The sequence below is a fragment of the Desulfoplanes formicivorans genome (assembly GCF_001748225.1).
Taxonomy (GTDB): domain Bacteria; phylum Desulfobacterota; class Desulfovibrionia; order Desulfovibrionales; family Desulfomicrobiaceae; genus Desulfoplanes; species Desulfoplanes formicivorans.
Map to the genome: position 1 here is coordinate 137,678 of NZ_BDFE01000016.1, position 21,595 is coordinate 159,272.

Genomic DNA, 21,595 nt, shown 5'->3' on the forward strand with positions numbered 1-21,595 from the left:
CGTACATTCGCAGGAACCAAAAATGTCCTGTTTCCTGGTAGACAAGGAATATCCGAAGACCTGCTTGCATTTTTGTCTCCAAAATCAACATATTTTTTTGTTTGTTTTTCAAACTAATTGCGCAACCCATACAAAAAAGCCCGGGAACATTCCCGGGCTTTTTTGTCCATATAAACCAGAATAATGCGAATTTAGTAGACATGTTTGAGGTATTTTAGCCTACAACCTGACTAGTGCATACTACAAGATTTTGCCAATTACGGATTATTTATGCTATTATAAATATCCCACAACAACAAACCGCCTGCACGATACGTTGTACAGGCGGTTTGCAAAGGATCACAATACAATCCGTTTTTTCTAATCCGTTGTTCGGCGAATAACCTCCAACACCGGGGGAAGTTTTCTCAATTTATCAATAGTGTCATAAAGATGGGTGGTGTCACGTACCTGGACGGTCATAAGGATCTCTGTGTTGCCATCGATATCCGACCTGAAGTTTCCCGATTCAATATTCACGTCTTCCTCGGAAAGGCGTGTGGCCACGGTTGCCAGAACCCCCCGCTGGTTTTTGCACTTCATCTTGATCTTGACGGGCAAGCGCTGATGACCGGAATTTTCCCAGCTGACGTCAAGGAGTCGTTCATCCTCCATGTTGGCCACGTTGGGACAATCCTGGGTGTGAATGGTCACCCCCCTGCCCCGGCTGATATACCCGACAATGGGATCTCCGGGAACAGGGTTGCAGCATTGGGCAAACCGTACCAGAACATCCTCGACCCCACGTACCCTGATGGAATCCGAAGCCAAACGTTTTTCTTCCCTGGATCGTACCGCTTCCAGTTCCCTGGCTTTTTCCGCTTCCTTTTCCGGCAGCATCTCTTCCTTGGGAAGAAGCTGATGCAGGAGCTGTTTGGGGGTAATGCGGGCATAGCCAACAGCAGACAGAAGATCGTCAACCGTCTTGAGGGACATTTCCCGGGCAATGGGCTCGAGATCACCGTTCTTGAGGGCCTTGACAAAATTGATACCCAGTTTGCGGCCCTCTTTTTCCAGGACCTCTTTGGCCAGGGAAATGGACCGGGCCCGTTCCTCGGTGCGCATCCAGTGCTTGATCCGGGTCCTGGCCTTGGCTGTTTTCACAAATTGCAGCCAGTCGCTGCTGGGATGACGACCTTGCGTGGTGATGATTTCAACGGTGTCCCCGTTGACCAGAGGCGTATTCAAAGGAACCAGCCGTCCGTTGACCTTGGCTCCTGAACACTGGTTGCCCACTTCCGTGTGAATGGTGTAGGCAAAATCCACGGGCGTGGCGCCTTCGGGAAGTTCCCTGACCTGGCCCTGGGGGGTGAACACGTAGACCTCGTCCTGGAAAAGATCGAACCTGAGGGACGACATGAACTCCCTGGGATTCTTGAGCTCTCCCTGCCAGTCCAGAATCTGCCGGAGCCAGGAAAACCGGTCCGCATCCTTTTCCTTGATCCTCGAACCTTCCTTGTAGATCCAGTGAGCCGCAACACCATATTCGGCGAGCTTGTGCATCTCTTCGGTCCGGATCTGGATCTCGATCCGTTCCCCTTCGGGACCAATGACCGTGGTATGCAGACTCTGATACATATTCGCCTTGGGCATGGAGATGTAATCCTTGAATCTCCCGGGCACGGGTTTCCACAGGGAATGGACCAGCCCCAGAACCGTATAGCAATCCTTGACCGTCTTGACCTTGGCCCTGAAGGCAATCAGGTCGTAGATCTGGTCAAAGGTCAGTTTCTGGGTCTTCATCTTGTGGTAAATGCTGTAGGCATGCTTGATCCTTCCGGAAACAGACCCCTCAACATTGTTATCCGCCAGCAACTTGCCAATGAGCGTGCACACATTGTCGATGTAGCCCTGACCGGCGACCTGATGTTGCTTGAGCCCCTCCTGAATCTGGTTGTAGATGTCCGGCTTTTGATACCGAAGACTCAAATCCTCGAGCTGGATCTTGAGAATATACAAACCAAGACGATTGGCCAGGGGGGCATAGATATCCATGGTTTCCTGGGCAATGAGTCGCTGCTTGATGTCCTTTTGAAACTCCAGGGTCCGCATATTGTGCAGACGATCGGCAAGCTTGACCATGATCACCCGGATATCATCGGCCATGGCCAGAATCATCTTGCGGATGTTCTCGGCCTGGGCCTCTTCCCGTGAATCAAACTTCATCTTGCTGATCTTGGTCACGCCTTCCACGATCTTGGCCACATCCTCGCCAAACTGTTCCACGAGATCCTCGCGCGTTGCCACGGTATCCTCAATGGTATCATGCAAAAGCCCCGCGGAAATGGTGGGAGCGTCCAGCTGCAGACCTGCCAGAATGTTGGCCACCTCCAGGGGATGGGACAGATAGGGCTCCCCGGACAAACGGATCTGGCCGGCATGGGCCGAGGCAGAAAAAATATACGCCTTCTGGATGAGGCCCTGCTCGGAAGGAGATAGATACAGGCCGACCTTGTCCAGGATTTCATTGATTCGAATCATTGTACTAGGGGTTTGCAAAAAGTTGATGGTAAAAAAAGGATGCTATTCCCAAATGTTCGCGGGTGCAATCATTTATGGAACCCTTACCGTGTCAGCTGCAGGGTCTTGGGGATCCACCAGTCATTGAAGTTGTACGTGATTCCTGCCGGCGCCGGCTCTATGCCCCTGAACCGTTTCTGGACAATGGGCAGGGACATGGGGACGTAGAGAAAACAATACGGTTGATCACGATGCAGGATTTCCTGGATGCGATCGTACACGGGCTTGCGCTCCCTGGGGTCCATGAGCCTTCGCCCCTTATCCAAAAGCGCATCCAGTTCCTTGTTCTTGTACCCCACGAAATTGAGACCTCCGGGCACGGCCTTGGATGAATGCCACACATTGTAGATATCCGGATCCTGGAGGATGTTCCACCCGAGAATCAGGGCATCAAACCGCCCCTTGTCCACAAATTCCTTGATGAACGTGGCCCACTCCACGGTTCGGATCCTGACGTCGATACCGATCTGCTTGAGCCGATACTGGATGATGGTGGCGGCTTTGATGCGCAGGTTGTTGCCCTGATTGGTAAGAATCGTGAATCTGAAAGCGTGACCGTCCTTGTCCAGCCAGCCATCCCCATCCCGATCCTTCCACCCTGCCTGGGCCAGAAGCGCTCTGGCCCTTTCGGGATCATGGACATAATCCCTGATGGATGTATTGTAGACCCATGTGCCGGGTTTGTAGGGTCCGATAGTGGACTGCCCCTGACCAAGAAGCACTCCCTTGACAATTTCCTCCTTGTCAATGGCATGGGCAATGGCCCGTCGAACCCTTACATCGGCAAACAGGGGCCGTTGCAGATTGTACCCCAGATAGGCGTAACTGAACGAAAGGTAGGTGTACTTGGCAAATCCCTGCTCCCAAAGGGGACCTTTGGTCTGGTAAAGATACTGCTGGGGCGACAGGTTCATCATGTCCAGGTTCCCGGACTTGAGTTCCATGAACATGGTGGTCGTATCCGGAATGAAACGGTACACCACCGTGTCAATATTCGGCCTGCCCTCAAAATAATCCTCATTGGCTTCCAGCACGATCCGTCTGCCGGGTTCCCACTCCTTGAGCCTGTAGGGCCCTGCGCCCATGGGGTTTCTGCTATAGGGTGTATCAAGAAGGTTCTCCTTTTCCAGCACGTGCTTGGGCAGGATAAGGGACGCCCAGGTGAGCAATGCCCGGGCAAAGGGCCTGTCATAAGTGACCTCAAAGGTATACTTGTCAATAAGGTTAAAGGACTTGATGGCCTTGAAATTTTCCGCATAGGCCGTTGGGGTCTCGGGATCGATCATCAGCTTGTAGGTGAATTCCACATCTTCTGTTGTCAGGGGCTGCCCGTCAAACCAACGAATATCATCGCGAAGGGTGAACCTGAGCCGTTGACCACCATCCAGGACCTCGTAGGATCTGGCAGCCCAGGGCTCAAGCTCAATGTTCTTGTTGTAGCGCAACAAGGCCACATACAGATATTCGGCCAGTTCATGGGAGGCACCATCCGAGGCCAAGGGAGGGATGAGATTGCTGGGTTCGCCAATGGAACCGAGAACAATCCGCCCGCCAGGAACAGCCTGTTCGTCAGCAATTTCATCCATTGCCATTGCAACATGCTGACCATGGGAAATCGAGGGAGGACTTTCAAAGGAATCACATCCCATCAACAGACAAACAATAATCACTGGCCAAACAAGACATATATCTCTCATCGCGATACCCTTGATATCTCTTTTCATTTCTTGTTCTGCTGGCAAACATCGCCACAGGCTGCATAATTTTCACGAAGTGCTTGAAAAAAATTCCGACTTTGATTAAATGGATGAATCGTTTGTTGCTCGCTAAAGATTTGTATGACAATTTAAGGGTAACATTTCCCGTGAATGTATGACATCGTGGGATCAAATCCTTTTGCAAGAATACCCGGGACAAAAAAACCGACGCTTGAGGTCCCATGTGGCGCGCTGGTGAATGCCCATGACAATCCCCCCAGGCGATCTGCACGCAAAAAATTGTAAATTCTCATAGATAGAGTTTCAAGGAGAGAATAATTTCATGAAAAATCAAGAAGAGCACAGGATCAAAACTCTTCTCAGCGATTACATCGATGACAATATACCCGAGTATATTCTTGAAGGTGGCAAGGCCATTGTCATGGATGACCGCATCCAGAAGCTGAACGTCCAGAAAAACGAATTTTCCTGGGATGTTGAGGGCCAGATCCAAGGTGATGATTTTCAAGTATACAACTCGGAAATAGGAATCAACCTGGATCAGGGCAATGTGACGGTCTACTGCAATTGCGCCGAGGCCTTTACCGGTGCGTGCAAACACGCTGCAGCAACCCTTCTCAAACTTTCCGACCAATTGTCCGGTGACCAGGAAGAGGATCTGGTCAAGCCCAAGGTCGATTGGAAACAGAATTTCAGGATCTTCTTTTCTACAGAACTGGAACCCGAAGCCGGTCAGCACTATCTCATCTACCGTTTTTTCCCGGAAAACGGTCGTTTGCAGATCGAGTTCTACCGGGCACGTCAAAACAAATCAGGGCTTTCCACGGTCCAGAATCCCATCACCCTGGAACAGATCATCCGCAATCCCAACTGGTGCGAGGTTGCTCCCCAGCTTCCCCGCGTATGCGAACAGATCGGGCAATACCTGGACTACTACGGTCACCGTGTGGAAATCCCCTTTGGGCTTCTGACCTGGTTTTTCTGGGCCATCCGCAAGGAATACTACCTCTTCTGGCAGGATTCCGAAACCCCTGTGCGCATCGAAAGCACGCCCATGCGCTTGCAGGTCAGCCCCCGGATCAACGACGAAGGATTGGGCTTTGAACTCATGCTCGGTCGCGAAGGCAAAGTACCCTTTTCCATTACCAGCCATGAGGTCTATTTCTACGGCAACCTGCCCCTGTGGGTCTGTTGGAAGCACAATTTCTATCCCCTGCAGACCGGCCTGTCCCCGCAGCTGGTCCAGGAGCTGGTCACGGAGCAGCCGGTTATCCCTAATTCGGACATCTCCGAATTTCTGGATCGGGTATGGACCAAAATCCCTTCGTCCGACCTCTATGGCCAGGACGAGTTTCTCGAACGCATGGCCCCCATTTTTGTCCCGGCCACCTATAACCCCAAGCTGTTTCTGGGCGAGGAAGGCAGCCTGCTGACCCTGGAAATTCAGAACATCTACGAAACCGAACACGGGGAGATCACCCTGCCGGGTCCCAATCAGGATTTCCAGACTGGAAGCTACCAGTTTGAAGGCAAGTCCTTTCTTTTACGCCGGGATCAGGACAGCGAAGAAAAGCTGTTGACCATGCTCATGGATATGGGCTTTCAATCCAGGAGCAACGCCCTGTGGTTTCTCGAACCCGAGGAAGCCATTGTCTTTCTGTTGGACGCCTATCCCAAGGTGGTGGAGGAATACCGGGTTTATGGAGAAAAGGATCTGACCCGCTTCAAGGTCAGACTGACCCCGCCGAATGTGGTGGCCAAGATCGAAACCCAGGACGAGGACAAGTGGTTCAACCTGGACATCAATGTGGAATACGAGGACTTGAGCGTCCCCATCGAAAAAATCTGGAAAGCATGGACCAATGGCAAGCGCTATGTTCAGCTCAAGGATGGTTCCTACACGGGTCTTCCGGAATCCTGGCTGGAAAAGCTGGGCCACAAACTCCAGGCCATGGGCCTGGATCCTGAAAAACCGCCCAAGAAAAAATTTGAAAATTTCGAAGCCCCTGTCCTGGACAAGATCCTCGAGGACATCCCGGATACCCAGTCCGACCCCTTCTGGGACACCCTGCGGGACAAAATCCACCAGTTCAAGGAAATCAAGCAGCTGGAAACCCCGCCTGAAGTTCAGGCCACCCTGCGTCCCTACCAGTGCCAGGGGCTGAGTTATCTCAATTTTCTCAAGGAATACCACTTCGGGGGCATTCTGGCCGATGAAATGGGTCTTGGAAAAACCATCCAGACCCTGTCCTTTCTCCAGTACATGAAGAATCAGAAGGTCAAGGAACCCAATCTGATCATTGTGCCCACATCGGTTCTGCCCAACTGGGAACGTGAAGCCCAGAAATTTGTGCCCAACATGAAACGCTTGGTCATCTACGGTTCAAGACGTGAAGGGTTGTTCAAGAAAATTCCCAAATCCGAACTGGTCCTGACCACCTATGCCCTTTTGCGCCGGGATCTGGATGAAATCCTCAAATACGAATACAATGCCGTGATTCTGGACGAGGCCCAGAACATCAAGAACCCCAACACCATCACCGCTCGTTCGGTACGCAAGATCGACGCCAAACTCAGGCTGTGTCTTTCGGGAACGCCCATTGAGAACAATCTGCTTGAACTCTGGTCCCTGTTCGAATTTCTCATGCCCGGTTTTCTGGGGTCCCAATCGGCCTTTCAAAAGGGATTCATCAAGCCAATCAAGGATGGCGACCAGGAAAGCCTGGACTACCTCCAGGCCAGGGTCAAGCCATTCATCCTGCGCAGAACCAAGTCCGAAGTGGCCAAGGACCTGCCGCCCAAGGTGGAAAACGTGTTCTACTCTGCTCTGCTGGAAGAACAGACCGAACTGTATTCCGCCCTGGCCAAAAAACTCAAGGAACAGGTCATGCAGAAGGTGGACGAAAAGGGCGTGGCCGGCAGCCAGATGTCCATCCTGGACGCTTTGCTCAAGCTCAGACAGATCTGCTGCCATCCGAGACTCCTCAAGCTGGATATGCCAGGGGTGAACACGAACATGTCCTCGGGCAAGTTCGAAGCCTTCAAAAACCTCTCCCAGGCCATCATCGAGGACGGACACAAGGTGCTGGTATTCTCCCAGTTCGTGCAGATGCTGCACATCATCCGTTCCTGGCTGACCATGGAAGAGATTCCCTTTGCCTACCTTGATGGAACCAGCAAGGACAGATTCGAACAGGTGGACCGGTTCAACAACAATCCGGATATTCCCATCTTCCTCATTTCCCTCAAGGCAGGTGGTACCGGCCTCAACCTGACATCGGCCGATTACGTTATCCACTACGATCCTTGGTGGAACCCGGCCGTGGAGGCCCAGGCCACCGACCGAACCCACCGTATCGGCCAGACCAGACAGGTCTTTTCCTACAAGATGATCTGCGAAAACACGGTGGAAGAAAAAATCCTCAAGCTCCAGGAACAGAAAAAAGGCATTGCCGATTCCATCATCCCCGGACAAAGCGCCTGGAAATCACTGACCAGGGACGACCTGGAGATGCTGTTTGAAGTATAGAAAAGTGCGCAGTGCACAGTGCGCAGTGCGCAGAAAAAACCACACGAATCGTTTCTCACTGTGCACTGTGTACTAGATGATCTGCGAAAACACGGTGGAAGAGAAAATTCTCAAGCTCCAGGAGCAGAAAAAAGGTATTGCCGATTCCATCATCCCCTGCCAGAATGCCTGGAAATCACTGACCAGGGCGACCTGGAGATGCTGTTTGAAGTATAAAAAAGAACGCAGTACACAGTGCGCAGTGCACAGAAAAAACCACACGAATCGTTTCTCACTGTGCACTGTGCACTTCTGTGTACTGTGCCCTGTGCACTGTGCACTTCTGTGTACTGTGCCCTGCGCACTGCGTACTTCAGTGCCCTGCGCACTGTGCACTGTGCACTTCTGTGTACTGTGCCCTGCGCACTGCGTACTTCAGTGCCCTGCGCACTGTGCACTAATATTATATGACCAACCCATCCATGGACAATCTTCTTGCCTTTGACCGTGAACATATCTGGCATCCCTACACCTCCATGAGCAACCCTCTGCCGGTTTTTCCGGTTCGCTCGGCCAATGGAGTACGCATTACCCTGGCCGACGGGAGGGAACTCATCGATGGCATGTCTTCCTGGTGGGCGGCCATTCACGGATACAACCATCCGGTACTCAACCAGGCGGCTACCCAACAGATCCAGACCATGTCCCATGTCATGTTCGGAGGCCTGACCCATGAACCGGCAGTCACCCTGGCCCGTCTTCTAACGGATCTTGCTCCAGAGGGTCTGACCAGGGTTTTCCTGGCGGACTCGGGTTCTGTGGCCGTGGAAGTAGCCTTGAAAATGGCCCTGCAATACTGGTTTTCCCAGGGGCAGAAACAGAAAAACCGCCTGATGACCATCCGCGGAGGGTATCACGGGGATACCTTCGGGGCCATGAGCGTGTGCGATCCGGTTACCGGGATGCACGAAATCTTCCGGGGCGTTATGCCTGAGCATATTTTTGCCCCCCGACCATCCTGCCCCTACGGGGAGACCTTTGCCCCCGGCTGCATGCACGCCTTTGAAACCCTCATCAAGGACCATGCCCATGAGCTGGCAGCGGTTATTCTGGAACCCATTGTCCAGGGAGCCGGGGGCATGTGGTTTTATGCGCCCGAGTATCTGACCCGGGTCCGGGAACTCTGCAACGCCCACAACGTGCTGTTGATCGCCGATGAAATCGCAACGGGATTCGGCCGCACCGGGACCATGTTTGCCTGCGAACATGCTGGTATCACCCCGGACATCATGTGCGTGGGCAAGGCCCTGACCGGGGGCTACATGACCCTTTCCGCCACACTGACCACCGACAGGGTTGCCGAAAGGATTTCCCAGGGATCGGTTCCCTGCCTGATGCACGGCCCCACCTTCATGGGCAATCCCCTTGCCTGCGCCATTGCCTGCGCGTCCATCAAACTCCTTGTTGCCACGCCGTGGCAAAAAAGGATTCAACACATAAGCGATCAATTGCGTCAGGAACTCGAACCGTGCCGTGCATCCCGCAAGGTTGCCGATGTCAGGGTCCTTGGCGCCATAGGCGTGGTTGAAATGCATGATCCCGTGGACATGGCTGCACTTCAGGCGTTTTTTGTTGATCAGGGCGTGTGGATACGCCCCTTTGGCCGACTCGTGTATGTCATGCCGCCCTATATCATCCAACCCGACGATCTGAGCCGGGTCACCCGGGCCATCAGGGCCGTTGCAACCGGGGACCATGATTGACAGGGGATCATCCATGGGAGCATGTGTACAGGTTGAACAACACTGCAACCCTTCACACATGCCATGATTTTTCCCCAACGTTTTTGTATTACAGGTACGGATACGGATATCGGCAAGACCGTTGTGGCGGCCCTACTCACCAAGGGCCTTGGGGCCAGCTATTTCAAGCCCATTCAAAGCGGCACCGACCAGGGATCAGACACGGATACGGTCAGACACCTGACCGGCCTGCCCCAAGACCACTTTATCCCGCCCGTCTACACCTTCAAGGCGCCCCTTTCTCCCCATCTGGCTGCCGAGCAGGAACAGGTTCACATCGATCTTTCCAGGATAACCCTGCCGTCCCAGGCGGGCCCACCAGCTTCACGATCACATCTTGTGGTGGAAGGAGCAGGCGGACTCATGGTTCCCCTCAACGACAGGGAACTGATGATCGACCTGATCGGACAACTGGCTCTTCCCGTTATTCTCGTGGCTGCCAACCGTCTGGGTACCATCAACCAGACCCTGCTGTCCCTGCAGGCTCTGGCCCTGCGATCCATACCCGTTATCGGGGTCATCCTGAACCTGGGGAGAGATGACAACAATGCCAGGGCCATTGCCCATTTTGGCAAGGTCCCCATTCTTGCCCAGATCCCCCGGCTTGACCCCCTGTCCCCCTCAGCTCTTGCAACCGGCTTCAACCGTTTCTTTGGCGACTAACTGCCCATGTCCATATCCACATACCGCATTCTTGATCTGGCTGAAAAAGCCCTGACCATCAGGCTCACCCGAGACGAACTCCTCCAGCTGATCCCCCTTCCCGACCAGGCCCTGACAGGACTCTGGGCGGGGGCCGAACGGATCCGAACCCATTTTTTTGGCACATCCATCCATTTGTGCACCATATGCAACGCCAAATCCGGTCGCTGCTCGGAAGACTGCCACTACTGCGCTCAGTCAGCGCATTTTGACACCCATGTTGCGGCTTATCCCCTGTTGCCCCACGACCAACTGGTTCAAGACGGCATGCTCGCTGCACATTCTCCCATCCACCGCTATGCCATGGTGACCTCCGGCCGGAGACTCCCCAAACAGGAAATCCCCCAGGTGGCCAAGGCCATGGGGGATCTGCAAGAAGCCAACGTTAATCTGTGCGCATCACTCGGCATTCTTGATAAAGAGGACCTGCTAACCCTCAAGGCCCATGGCATGACCCGATACCATCACAATCTGGAGACGTGTCGGGAGCTTTTTCCACGCATCTGCACCACACATGGTTTTGAGGAACGTGTAGCAACCCTGCGCATGGCCAAAGAAATCGGTCTTCAGGTGTGCTCGGGAGGTATTTTCGGCATGGGCGAAAACCTGGAACAGACCCTTGATCTGGCCCTGACCCTGCGAGACATTGATGTGGATGCAGTGCCCATGAATTTTCTCATTCCCATCCCGGGAACCCCTCTTGAAAATACTCGTCCATTGCAGCCTCTTGAATGCCTGCGCCGCATCGCCCTGTTTCGCTTCGCCCTTCCCGACAAGGAAATCATCATCTGCGGCGGCCGGGTGGCCAACCTCAAGGAACTTCACCCCATGGTCTTCCAGGCCGGAGCCAGCGGCATCATGACCGGCAACTATCTCACCCGCCAGGGAAGAACCCTCCAACAGGATCTCGACCTTCTGGAACATCTCGGGCTTGAGCCAAGAAAACCATCAGGCCATTGATAACCCCTTCATGACGGCCCAGACAGGCTCATAAGGGACAATCCGGCCTCCAGCCCCCCATAACCTTCACGTCTGAACGATTCGAGACAAACCCGGATCTTTTGGCGTGCCCGCTGTCACTCCCTTTCCCTGTGTCCCTGGAGATAGAGCACCTCATAGGTGGCCCGCACCCCGTCCTTGTCGCGATACCTGGCTGCATACTCCCTGCAGAATGCGGCATATCGACGACGGCCGATTCGACCCATGCCCGGAGTAGCCTTGGCCCCTGTTCCCTGTTGGGACCGAAGAAAGGTTCCAACGGAATCATAATGCCAGACCAGCTCCCGGGTATGCCCCTTCCAGCGTATTCCCCTGATCCCGGACATGATCCGTTCATAAAAGGCAACCGAGTGCAGGGGAAAAACCGAACCAAAACCGGTTTTCCGGCTCACCTCACCCAGTTCCTTCAGGGTCCCGTCAACAAACAGGGCCAGAACAAAATCCCCACCAGGACGAAGCAGGGCAAGATTGGCAGGAATCGAACGCTCCGGGTCAAGATACCATTGCAGGGAAGAGGCGCTGACCAAAAGATCGATGTGCAGGGGTTGCAAAGGCGGGGTTTCCCCGTCACCCACCAGGGGCATTACACAGGGCAGGGAAGAAAAAATCGGTTTTTTGACCATGCCATGGGCCAGATCCAGGGCCAGATAGACGCGAGGCCTGATCCTGGGAACAAGGAGCCCGGTCAGGAACCCGGCACCCGAACCGATCTCAAGAACCGTGTCATAGGTTGTATCGGCTACCAGTCTGGCACAATCATGAGCTACATCCTGCTGGACAAGGGCCCACTTCTCATACGACCGGCTGGCACGATCAAAGGCGTTTCTGATACGGGATTTCAAGGGATGCTGGACTCCACAAGGGAAGTGAGGAGATGGTCGGGAACAAAATGGCCACAGGGAAAACAATGGACCTTTGCCCGGGGCAAAAGGGAACCAACACGGGCAAAAGCCCTTTTGGGAACAATCCGGTCCTTTGAACCGTGCACAAGATGAATGGGTGTTTGGACGTCGGCCAGAAGGTCGGGAATGCACCGGGACCTGACAAGATAAGCAAGTCCCCTTATGAGCTGGTCAACATGCACCCCTTCAAGGGGCACAGCAAGATCACTCGGCACCCCGCAATTGGCATAAAACGCCGTGAGTACACCAGGCCCTTCCTGTTCAAGACGCGCCTGCATGTTTCTGATAATCCGACAGGGAAGGCATGCGGTAAAATCCAGAAACGGGGCGACCAGCACAACCCGCGCAAACCGGTCAATGATATCTGCTCCCCATTTGAGGACCATGTGCGCTCCCGTGGACCAGGCCACAAGGGTCTGGTCCCCATCCTGACCCAGCAGAATGTTTCTTATGGCCTGTTCGCCATGGGGAGCAAAGGGAACATAAAAATGAGGCAGCCTGCCCAAAAAGGGAAACAACTCCCTGTACCCGGCCCAGCCCGAAAGGAAACAGATAGGCTGCAGACCGCTCATGCCATGGCCTCCTGCAGGCGAACAAAGGCCGTACGGACCTTGGCTAAATGCTCCGGCAGCATATCCGCCCTCAGGGCCAACCGAAGGCGCGAAGTCCCTTGGGGAACGGTCGGCGGCCTGATGGCGGCAACAAGGACGCCGGATGCCAGAAGATGATCCCGGGCCCACAAGGTTTTTGCATTGTCCCTGATGATCACGGGAATGATCTGCGTGGTCGATGGACCCACATCAAACCCCAGGGAAGCCAGGAACCCGCGAAACCGGGCTGCAAGCTCCAAAAGCCTGTCCCCTTCCTGGGGATGGTCCTGCACCCAGCGTACCCCGCAAAGCCCGGCACCGATCACTGATGGGGGCAAGGCCGTGGAAAAAACAAACGACCGGGCCAGATTTTTGAGCAGATCAACCACTTCCTGTCGGGCACACACAAAGCCTCCGTAGCTTCCGAGCCCCTTGCTCAAGGTTCCCATGTGCAGATGGATTTCGCGTTCAAGCCCCAGCTCACAGGCAAGGCCCCTGCCCTGTCCCACAATGCCGGTGGCATGGGCCTCGTCCACGGCCATGATCACATCATGTTCCCTGCATAATGCCACAAGGGCACCCAGGTCGGCCCGGTCACCATCCATGCTGAACACGGAATCGGTGATGAGAAACTTCTCGCGGATATCCCGGTTTTTTTTCAGACAATAGGCCAGATGATCCATGTCGTTGTGCCGGTAGCGCACATGACGCGCCCGAGACAGGACGATCCCGTCCACAATGGAGGCGTGATTGAGGCGATCGGAAAACACAACACTCCCGCGCCCTGCCAGAGCGGTCACCAGCCCCACATTGGCGGCATACCCGGACCCGAAAACAAGGCAGGCCTCCTGTTTCTTGAGCTCGGCCAGGGCGGACTCCAACTGGTTGTACAATCCAAAGGTCCCGGTAACCAGACGGGAAGCACCACTGGAGGTTCCGTAGGCCATGACCCCTTGCATGGCGGCCTCTTTCATGGCCTCTTGTCCGGCCAACCCCAGGTAATTGTTGGAGGCCAGGTTGATGACCTGCCGGCCGTTCAGGGAAACAATCAGATCCGCCCCATGATCAATATCCGGGATTTCACGCCACCTCCCCCCGGTCTTGAGGCTGTTCCGTTTGGCAACCAGCCACTCATCAAAAAAACTCATTCATCATCCCGCCTGCATGGACAGCAAGTCGATTCACTCGAAAACAACCCGGCCTGCGCGCTCATGATCCTTGATCCATCATTTTACGGAAGCAGCCTCCCACGCCTCGTCAATCCGCTTTTCCACATAGGCCAAAAGGGTTTCTTCATACCCGTCAATATCAAAACAACAGGCGTCCTCGCCAAAAAGTCCTTCAGGAGCGTACTCGCCAAGCTCGTCAGGATCGTTGATCATATGGGCATAAAAACACACGGACAGCCATCGTTGGGTAGGATCGTCATCAATCACGTCGATCATGACAAACAGGGGACGAGTGGACTGGTTGGCATGCTTGGCGCGCAAGGAATAGGTCACTCCGGGCCGGGCACTGAATTCCAGGTTACAGGTTGCACGTCCGCATACATAATCCCGAAGGCGCATGAAGGCCTTTTTGGGCCGAGCTTCGCTTTCCTGCCACTGAGCCAGAAACGCATCAACCTGAGTAAGTGCATCATTTGCAGCCATGAACAGCTCCTTTTGGGTAGAAGGGTTTGCCAATTTCCTTGTCGCTAGGACAGTTTCATGCCGCAGTGGATTTACACCTTCATGCTGACAAAGAAAAGTCCCCATGCAAAAAAACCGAAATCCACATCACCTATTGTCACACATGGCGAAACCAGCTAGCTTGGCATGAACAACTAAAAACCATTACCGGCTGTTCATCATGCTTGTGTATCTCAAAATCCTTATTCTCCTCTGGCTCATCAATTTCGCCCCTCCCCTTGCCGCCTATTTTTTCGAGGACAAGGGCAATCTCCCTGTTGACAGAGGAAAAGCGTGGCTGGACGGAGAACCCCTTCTGGGCTCCCACAAGACCTTTCGGGGGCTTGGGGCAGGATTGGTCTTTGGCCTGTTTTTCGGATATGCGTTGGGGCTGACCCCATGGACGGGTGGGATTTGCGCCCTCTTGAGCATGCTGGGCGATCTGTGCTCGAGCTTTGTCAAACGACGGTTGAAAATCCCCAGCGGCAACGACCGTCCCGGACTGGATCAGGGGGTGGAAGGTTTCTTGCCCCTTGTGTACCTCAGGTACCACCTCGGTCTGCCGTGGGTGGATCTCGTCTTGATGCTGGTCGTATTTTCCGGCGTGGCCTATGTGGGGTCGCGCATGTACAAGGCGTTTTTGCAATCCGCAACAAGCAGATACGCCGACTACCCAAGGCCTCTCAATCCCCGGGTTCTGACCAAGGAGTTGGCGTCCTGCCACCTGCAGTCAAGGTTCTGGCGCAGCTGCATCCATTTTGAAGATGCCATCTACTACCATCTGATCATTCAGACGGTGTTTAAGACCTTGGGACTCTACAATCGCGGCAAGGCCAATGCCCTGTGTTTTGAACGCAACGACATGGAAATCCAACTGGACCATCTTCCCGCACCTTTTGACGAATTTCGCATCCTGTTCATGAGCGATCTCCATCTCGACGGTCTTCCCGGTCTTTCCGAACGTCTGGTCAGCCTGCTGCCCAAAATCAAAGTGGATTTGTGTCTTTTGGGCGGAGATTACCGCATGGCCACCCATGGCAGCTACCGCGATTCCCTGACCCGACTTGAAATGGTCATGGCCGCGATCAGGTCACGACACGGCATATGTGCCGTTCTTGGCAACCACGATTGCATCGAGATGACCGACGCCTTGATGGGCATGGGAGTCCAGGTGCTGGTCAATGATGCCCTGTGTATCAAAAAACAGGGAGAATACCTGTGGATCGCCGGGGCCGATGACCCCCATTACTACAAATGTCACAACATTGATCAAACCTTTGAAGCCGTCCCCCGGGGGGATTGCACCATCTTCCTGGCCCATTCCCCGGAATTGTACCGGGAAGTCTGCTCCAGGGCCGATCTCTACCTGGCCGGTCATACCCATGGTGGCCAGATCCGGATTCCGCCCCTGGGCCCGGTGTTCACCCATTGCAAGGCTCCCCGGCGAGTGTGTTCCGGCCGATGGTTGGAAGAAAGCATGCAGGGGTATACCAGTAACGGGGTCGGTGTGTCGGGAGTTCCGGTCCGGTTCAATTGTCCCGGAGAAATCGTGGTCCTGACCCTGCGGTGTCCACCCCAAACAAGAGAAACAGGGAAACCAGGCACGAATCAACGCCAAACAGACGCACGCCCGCCCCAGACACATGCAGACCAGGGTCACAAAATGCCATAGAAAAAACCAGGCAGTTCCGGGGTAATCCGGGATATGCAAGGGTTGTCGTGCCATGCGCGATTGGAGATCCCAAACGAAAACCATGCCGCCTGCTCGTCAGGGCGAACAGACATGACACCGTCCACCCTGCAATCCACCACCAGACGTAAGCGGTCATCCCACAAGGTCACGGCATGGGGCCCGCCGTCTTGAACCCGGTCCCCTGTTCCGGCCTATGCGTTCTTGCCCTCCAGGTACTTGCGAACCGCCTCGCGCAGGGTCTCGGCAGCAAGATAGGCACAATGCTCGTTTTCTTCGGGCAGGCCTCCCAGGGCTTCAAGCACGTCCTTGCCGTCAATCAGGCCGGCTTCTTCAACAGTTTTGCCTTCGGCATATTCACAGGCCACTTCCCCGCTCACCTGGCTCGAACCACATCCCGTGGTTTCAAAAAGGGCCTTCTTGACCATATCATCCTTGATCTCAAGGTACACGGTAAGCGTGTCCCCGCAACTGCCCTGAAGGGCGGCCCAGGAAGAAGGAGAATCCATCCGCTTGAGATGGACGGGATTGCGCCACCGTTTGTACACTTCTTCACCCATGTTCTCCAGGGTATCTTCAAAAACACGATTTTGCAGATCGTCCAGAAAGGAATCCAGAGTGTTGCTCATTGTTGCTCCTTGCATGGATAAAAGGTGAAAGCCCGGTTTAAAAGGAAAATCCATGAGAGGCAATGGGTTTTTGCCGGACATCCAGACCAGGATCGGCCATACAAAAAGGCCTGCTGCAAACATGTGCAACAGGCCCTTTCTTGTTACAGCAGAGAGGATCGTATTCTAGGCAAAGGCTTTTTCAAAGTTGGGCACAACCTGTTTCTTGCGGCTCATGACGCCGTCAAGCCAGACTTTGCCGCCTTCAGGCTTGGCACCAAAGGCCTTTTCGACCACGGAGGGGTCGTCAGAAGCAATAAGCAGCTCGGTTCCTTCCTTCATGATGTCGGTGAGCATCAGGAATACGGAATGACGGTTGCCTTCTTCCTTGAGGGCCTGAATGTCCTTGGCCAGGTCTTCCTTGATGTCGGCGACCAGGGCGAGATCAACCAGTTCAAGCTGACCAATGCCGACCTTGTTGCCGTTCATGTCGAAATCCTTGTAGTCACGTTCCACCAGTTCACGCATGGGCGTACCCTTGATGGCGGACTTGACTTCAAACATCTTCATGCCCAGGGCCTGAAGATCGGATTCGCCAGCGATCTTGGCCAGTTCTTCAGCAGCCTTCTTGTCCTTGTCCGTGCAGGTGGCGGACTTGAAAATGACGGTGTCGCTCAGGATGGCACAGAGCATGAGCCCTGCGATGTTCTTGGGGATCTCCACGCCGTAGAAATCGTACATGGCCTTGATTACGGTACAGGAACAACCAACAGGCCAGATCCAGCATTCCAGAGGATTGGGGGTGGTCACGTCGCCAAGCTTGTGATGGTCAACAATACCGAGGAGTTCGGCTTCCTTGAGATCGTCGGGGCTCTGGGCCAGATCCGAATGGTCCACGAGCATCACTTTTTCGCCGGCAAAGGACGTCTTGACCTCGGGAACGGCAACACCGAACTTGTCCAGAATAAAGGCAGATTCGGGATTGATTTTTCCCTGGGTGACGGCAACAGCTTCCACGCCAAGCTTGCTCTGCAGGTCGGCAAGGGCGATGGCACCACAAACGGTATCAGAATCGGGATTCTTGTGACCAAATACATACACTGCCATGATTAACCTCCTCAAATGAAAGAAAAGAATGTACTGCTTCAATAGGAATGGATTCCAATGCATGAAGAACGCTTGTGCTAAATATCACAATACCTCACGGATGCCAAGTCCTTATTGGAGAAAAATTTCACAAATTTTGATCTGGTTCCACCTGCAGTCCTGTCCGACAATCCCGGTCACCACCCTTGTCTGATCACGGACCGGACAGGTCCACCCTCATTGTTTACACAAAAAATCCCGACCACAAAACCAGCTCCACCAGACCAATGCCTCCCAGCATGTACAAATGGGCATTGCGAAATCGCATGGCAATAACACCACCAAGGCTGGCTATGAGCCAGAGGATCGGCCATGACACCCAGGGCACAATGTGCACATGTTCAAGAGCATAGCCCAACAACACGTGAAGCAGAGCAAGGATGCCCAGACAGGCCACAGCCTGGATCAGAAAGGTGTGCACGATCCCCTTGCGGATAAACTTCTCCGGGGCAAAGAGACTCGCATTGCCCCGGCGCGTCGCCACCACGAGAAGATTGAATTCCCTGTTCTGCCACATACGCTGCCTGGCTTCGAGCCAGGACATGAAAGACGCAAACGGGGTCGTGGCTACCAGCACCATGAAAATTTCACTGGGATGCTGCAGACCGAGCACGTGCACAAGGGTCAGGGAGGCAATGGTGGAGAAAAGAGAGGCGGGCGGGATGAAGGTGCCCACAGGAATGCAATCAAGCCAGAGAAGCTCGAAAAAAAAGGCCACGCCCAGACCGGTTGACCAGGAACCGGTCACCAGGGACCAGCAGGCACCCGCAACAAGGGGCCGGGACAGCAATTGAACACTTACGCAAAATCTGAACAGGGACAAAACGGCAAAAAAAAACTCCCTGCTCCAAGGACCATAACGATGTATGCGTGGGAACCTACCATGCTGCTACCTGCACTGGTTTGGTGGGGACACACCTGAAATCAAGCTCGATTCCCTGTTTGGAAAAAAATTTCAGGCAGGTAATATCTTCGGCCCCCAGGGCAACATGATCACAAATCTGTTTTTTCCCTGGACCATAATGGAGATTGCCTATGTTCAATTGGGAAAAGGTTACGCCGTGATTATAGGCGATTTTGGCGTCATTGCAGGTGGAAAAAAGGAGCAGAATGGATGCATTGTGCCGGAGCTGACGGGCCTGGGCAATGGCCTTGTCGGCCTTGACCACCTTGGAAAAAACAAGGGAGATATCCTGAGGAATGGCCAGATGCATGATTTCTTGACGGATCATGTCGTCGGCCAGTTCATCGTTGATAACGATAATGGTTCGCGCCTTGGTGTAGGGGAGCCAGGTCTCGATGACCTGTCCGTGCACGAGTCGATTATCTATCCTCACCCAGAGCATTTATCCCTCCACCCTCCTTCGCAAGACTTCACCGGCCACAAGAATTCCCTGTTTACCGGCCGACTTGGCTTCAGAGGCAAGCTTGTGCAGCTCAAGATCTCTATGGGCCAGGACCTTGAGCAAAAGAGGAAGATTGACCCCGGTAACGACCTCCAGTTTTCCGGCCACAAGAAGCGAAAGGCTGATGTTACTCGGCGTCCCACCAAACATGTCCGTCAGAACCAAAACACCGCGGCCCTGGTCACAGGCCTTGGCCGCATCCTTAACTTCGGCGAGAATGGCGTCCATGCCTTTTGAAATATCAATGCCCACACACTGACAATACGGCGTTTCTCCCACAATGGTCCTTGCCGTTTCAAGGAGAACATCGCCCAGTACACCATGGGTTACCAATACGATACCAATCATTCAAGCATACTCCCCGACTAGCCTAATTCAAGATGACGGTGTTCCAGGGAAACGACAAACCCTTTTTGACGAAGAATGGTGAACATTTTCTCTGTCACAGCCACGGATCGATGACGCCCGCCCGTACAGCCAAAACCAATGGTCAAACGGTAGCGCCCTTCCTTGGCATATAAGGGCAACAGGAAAAGGAGAAACCCCTGGAGTTTTTCAAAGAACTCCCGGGCAACGTCCTGGGCAAAAACATACTTGGCCACGGCCTCATCCTTGCCGGAAAAGGGCCGTAATTTTTCATCAAAATACGGATTGGGCAAAAACCTCAAATCCAGCACGATATCTGCTTCCGCCGGCACACCGTATTTGAATCCAAAGGAAATGAGATGAACCCGTAAACCCGAGGCGCTCTCCCTGGAAACGGTCCAATGTTCCTGGATGATTCGGCGCAGATCATGGACCGAATACGCAGATGTGTCCACTACAAGATCGGCCTGTTCCCGAATGGGAGCCAGGATTTCCCGTTCCATGGCCACGGCCTGCTCCAGGCCGGCCACGCGGTTTTCAAGGGGATGGGGACGTCGGGTTGTGGCGTAACGACGCAGCAGAACATTGGTTGCGGCTTCAATAAAAAGAATCCTGGGAACGACCCCCAGCTTGTCCAGTTCTTCCCGGGCAAGAAGCCACTGGTCCATGAAATCCAGTTGCCGCAGGTCCATACCCAAGGCAATCCCCCTGTATTTGCTGTTTTTTTCTTGAGCAAACAGAGTGACCAGGGCGGTAAGGATGCTTGCCGGAAGACCATCGACACAAAAAAAACCGAGATCTTCAAACACGTTGAGAGCGGTACTTTTGCCTGCCCCGGACAAACCGGTCAAAATGACAACAGGGGGTGTGATCGAACTCACAGGCTACGCCTCCTTGAGGAGGTTGCACAAGGCCATCTTGTCAGACGCATTGAGAAATGCCTGCCGAAAGGAAACATCTTGAAGGAGTCGGGAAATATGGGCCAAGATCCGCAAATGCATTCCTGCCACATGTTCCGGTGCCAGCACCAGAAAAAAGATACGGCAGGGCTTGTGGTCCAGCGCGTTGAAATCCAGTCCTTCGAGGCTGCGACCAACAACAAGCCCGACCTCCTGGATCCCCTCCATCTTGCCATGAGGGATGGCAATGCCGTCACCTATCCCCGTTGTCCCGAGCTTTTCCCTGTCCAGAAGAACCGAAAGTATCTTTTCCTGATCAAGTTCGGGCCACCTTGCCTTGAGGGGTTCAATAAGTTCGGCCAGGACCTCCTCCTTGGTCCTGGCCTGCAAGTCAGCGATTACACATGCATCATCGAGAAAATCAGCAAGTTTCATGTATCAAATCCCAGGATCAATAAGACCGAAATCTCCGTTTTTGCGGTGATAGATCACATTGACCCGTTCTGTTTCAGCATTGAGAAAAACCAAAAAATCATCTTCGAGGCTGTCCAGCTGCATGGCCGCTTCATCCACGCCCATGGGCTTGGGAGAAAAACGGTCCGAGCGGACAATAGTCGGGGTTTGCCCCTTGAGTTCCGTTTCATCGGAAAAACTGATGACATCAAATCTGCCGGTTGCCCCCTTTTTCCTGACCTTCTTGCCCTTGTCGCGTACACGGCGCACCTGGGCCTCGAGCTTGTCAAGGAGCAGGTCCACCGTGGAGTACATGTCTTCGCTCTGCTCGTTGGCCGACAATCGGAGGTTGTCACCGGTGAGGACCACATCTGCCCGATGACGAAACTTTTCCACTTCAAGATTGACCTGGAGATCAGCGTTATCCGGATTGGGGACATACTTGGCAATCTTGCCAAAACGACCCTTGGCATACTCGCGCAGATGATCTGAAGGCTCGAAGTTCTTGAAGTTGAAGTTCATATTCATAGAATACCTCCTGGATAAAGGTGGGTACACGACAACACATGTATGCCGT

19 protein-coding genes are annotated in these 21,595 nt (G+C 53.8%); 5 read left to right on the forward strand and 14 right to left on the reverse strand.

The genetic code is table 11. The features are described 5' to 3' along the window. Positions 1–360 precede the first annotated feature (360 nt). Positions 361–2,520 carry a RelA/SpoT family protein gene (locus DPF_RS08575; protein WP_069859080.1) on the reverse strand — a complete coding sequence of 720 codons (2,160 nt, stop codon included), beginning with the start codon at positions 2,518–2,520 and terminating at the stop codon, positions 361–363. Positions 2,521–2,603: 83 nt separating this feature from the next. Further along, positions 2,604–4,256 (reverse strand): peptide-binding protein, encoded by a 1,653-nt coding sequence (locus DPF_RS08580; protein ID WP_069859321.1) that lies wholly within the window; start codon positions 4,254–4,256, stop codon positions 2,604–2,606. 343 nt (positions 4,257–4,599) lie between these two features. Between DPF_RS08580 and DPF_RS08585 the strand changes: the two genes are divergently transcribed. The 4 genes from DPF_RS08585 (at position 4,600) to bioB (ending at position 11,249) form a co-directional block, all read left to right on the forward strand. After that, positions 4,600–7,806: a DEAD/DEAH box helicase gene (locus DPF_RS08585; protein WP_069859082.1), complete on the forward strand. Its 3,207-nt coding sequence runs from the start codon at positions 4,600–4,602 to the stop codon at positions 7,804–7,806. 446 nt (positions 7,807–8,252) lie between these two features. After that, a complete protein-coding gene (gene bioA / locus DPF_RS08590) occupies positions 8,253–9,548 on the forward strand; it encodes an adenosylmethionine--8-amino-7-oxononanoate transaminase (RefSeq protein ID WP_069859084.1) in 1,296 nt (431 codons plus the stop codon). Between the two features lie 63 nt (positions 9,549–9,611). Continuing rightward, positions 9,612–10,250, forward strand: a complete 639-nt coding sequence (gene bioD, locus DPF_RS08595; RefSeq protein WP_069859086.1) for a dethiobiotin synthase — start codon at positions 9,612–9,614, stop codon at positions 10,248–10,250. Between the two features lie 6 nt (positions 10,251–10,256). Continuing rightward, positions 10,257–11,249, forward strand: a complete 993-nt coding sequence (gene bioB, locus DPF_RS08600; RefSeq protein WP_069859088.1) for a biotin synthase BioB — start codon at positions 10,257–10,259, stop codon at positions 11,247–11,249. A gap of 116 nt (positions 11,250–11,365) precedes the next feature. On the opposite strand, the gene DPF_RS08605 is transcribed toward bioB, so the two are convergent. From DPF_RS08605 to DPF_RS08620, 4 genes are all read right to left on the reverse strand, one after another. Further along, the gene (locus DPF_RS08605; protein WP_069859090.1) at positions 11,366–12,130 is read right to left on the reverse strand and encodes a methyltransferase domain-containing protein; all 765 of its coding nucleotides are present in this window, start codon (positions 12,128–12,130) and stop codon (positions 11,366–11,368) included. Continuing rightward, on the reverse strand, positions 12,127–12,762 hold the full coding sequence (locus tag DPF_RS14075) for an alpha/beta fold hydrolase (protein WP_069859092.1): 636 nt from the start codon (positions 12,760–12,762) through the stop codon (positions 12,127–12,129). Before DPF_RS14075 ends, DPF_RS08605 begins: the two co-directional genes overlap by 4 nt. Continuing rightward, positions 12,759–13,928 carry an 8-amino-7-oxononanoate synthase gene (bioF, locus tag DPF_RS08615; RefSeq protein WP_069859094.1) on the reverse strand — a complete coding sequence of 390 codons (1,170 nt, stop codon included), beginning with the start codon at positions 13,926–13,928 and terminating at the stop codon, positions 12,759–12,761. Before bioF ends, DPF_RS14075 begins: the two co-directional genes overlap by 4 nt. Before the next feature lie 78 nt (positions 13,929–14,006). Next, positions 14,007–14,432, reverse strand: coding sequence for a hypothetical protein (locus DPF_RS08620; protein ID WP_069859096.1), 426 nt, complete (start codon positions 14,430–14,432; stop codon positions 14,007–14,009). 199 nt (positions 14,433–14,631) lie between these two features. Between DPF_RS08620 and DPF_RS08625 the strand changes: the two genes are divergently transcribed. After that, positions 14,632–16,122, forward strand: coding sequence for a CDP-archaeol synthase (locus tag DPF_RS08625; protein ID WP_069859098.1), 1,491 nt, complete (start codon positions 14,632–14,634; stop codon positions 16,120–16,122). Between the two features lie 212 nt (positions 16,123–16,334). Here DPF_RS08625 and DPF_RS08630 read toward each other — a convergent pair whose 3' ends face one another. The 8 genes from DPF_RS08630 to hpf all read right to left on the reverse strand — a co-directional run bounded on the left by DPF_RS08630 (position 16,335) and on the right by hpf (position 21,546). Continuing rightward, a complete protein-coding gene (locus tag DPF_RS08630) occupies positions 16,335–16,769 on the reverse strand; it encodes an iron-sulfur cluster assembly scaffold protein (RefSeq protein WP_069859100.1) in 435 nt (144 codons plus the stop codon). Between the two features lie 165 nt (positions 16,770–16,934). Then, entirely contained in the window at positions 16,935–17,855 is a 921-nt protein-coding gene (locus DPF_RS08635; RefSeq protein WP_069859102.1) for a manganese-dependent inorganic pyrophosphatase, read from the reverse strand. A gap of 223 nt (positions 17,856–18,078) precedes the next feature. Next, positions 18,079–18,717: a PTS sugar transporter subunit IIC gene (locus DPF_RS08640; protein ID WP_069859105.1), complete on the reverse strand. Its 639-nt coding sequence runs from the start codon at positions 18,715–18,717 to the stop codon at positions 18,079–18,081. 55 nt (positions 18,718–18,772) lie between these two features. Continuing rightward, entirely contained in the window at positions 18,773–19,240 is a 468-nt protein-coding gene (locus DPF_RS08645) for a PTS sugar transporter subunit IIB (protein ID WP_069859107.1), read from the reverse strand. Beyond that, positions 19,241–19,648: a PTS sugar transporter subunit IIA gene (locus DPF_RS08650; protein ID WP_069859109.1), complete on the reverse strand. Its 408-nt coding sequence runs from the start codon at positions 19,646–19,648 to the stop codon at positions 19,241–19,243. Between the two features lie 17 nt (positions 19,649–19,665). Next, entirely contained in the window at positions 19,666–20,547 is an 882-nt protein-coding gene (gene rapZ / locus DPF_RS08655; protein WP_069859111.1) for an RNase adapter RapZ, read from the reverse strand. Between the two features lie 3 nt (positions 20,548–20,550). Then, positions 20,551–21,000, reverse strand: coding sequence for a PTS sugar transporter subunit IIA (locus tag DPF_RS08660; protein WP_069859113.1), 450 nt, complete (start codon positions 20,998–21,000; stop codon positions 20,551–20,553). Between the two features lie 3 nt (positions 21,001–21,003). Continuing rightward, positions 21,004–21,546 carry a ribosome hibernation-promoting factor, HPF/YfiA family gene (gene hpf, locus DPF_RS08665; RefSeq protein WP_069859116.1) on the reverse strand — a complete coding sequence of 181 codons (543 nt, stop codon included), beginning with the start codon at positions 21,544–21,546 and terminating at the stop codon, positions 21,004–21,006. Positions 21,547–21,595: the final 49 nt, after the last annotated feature.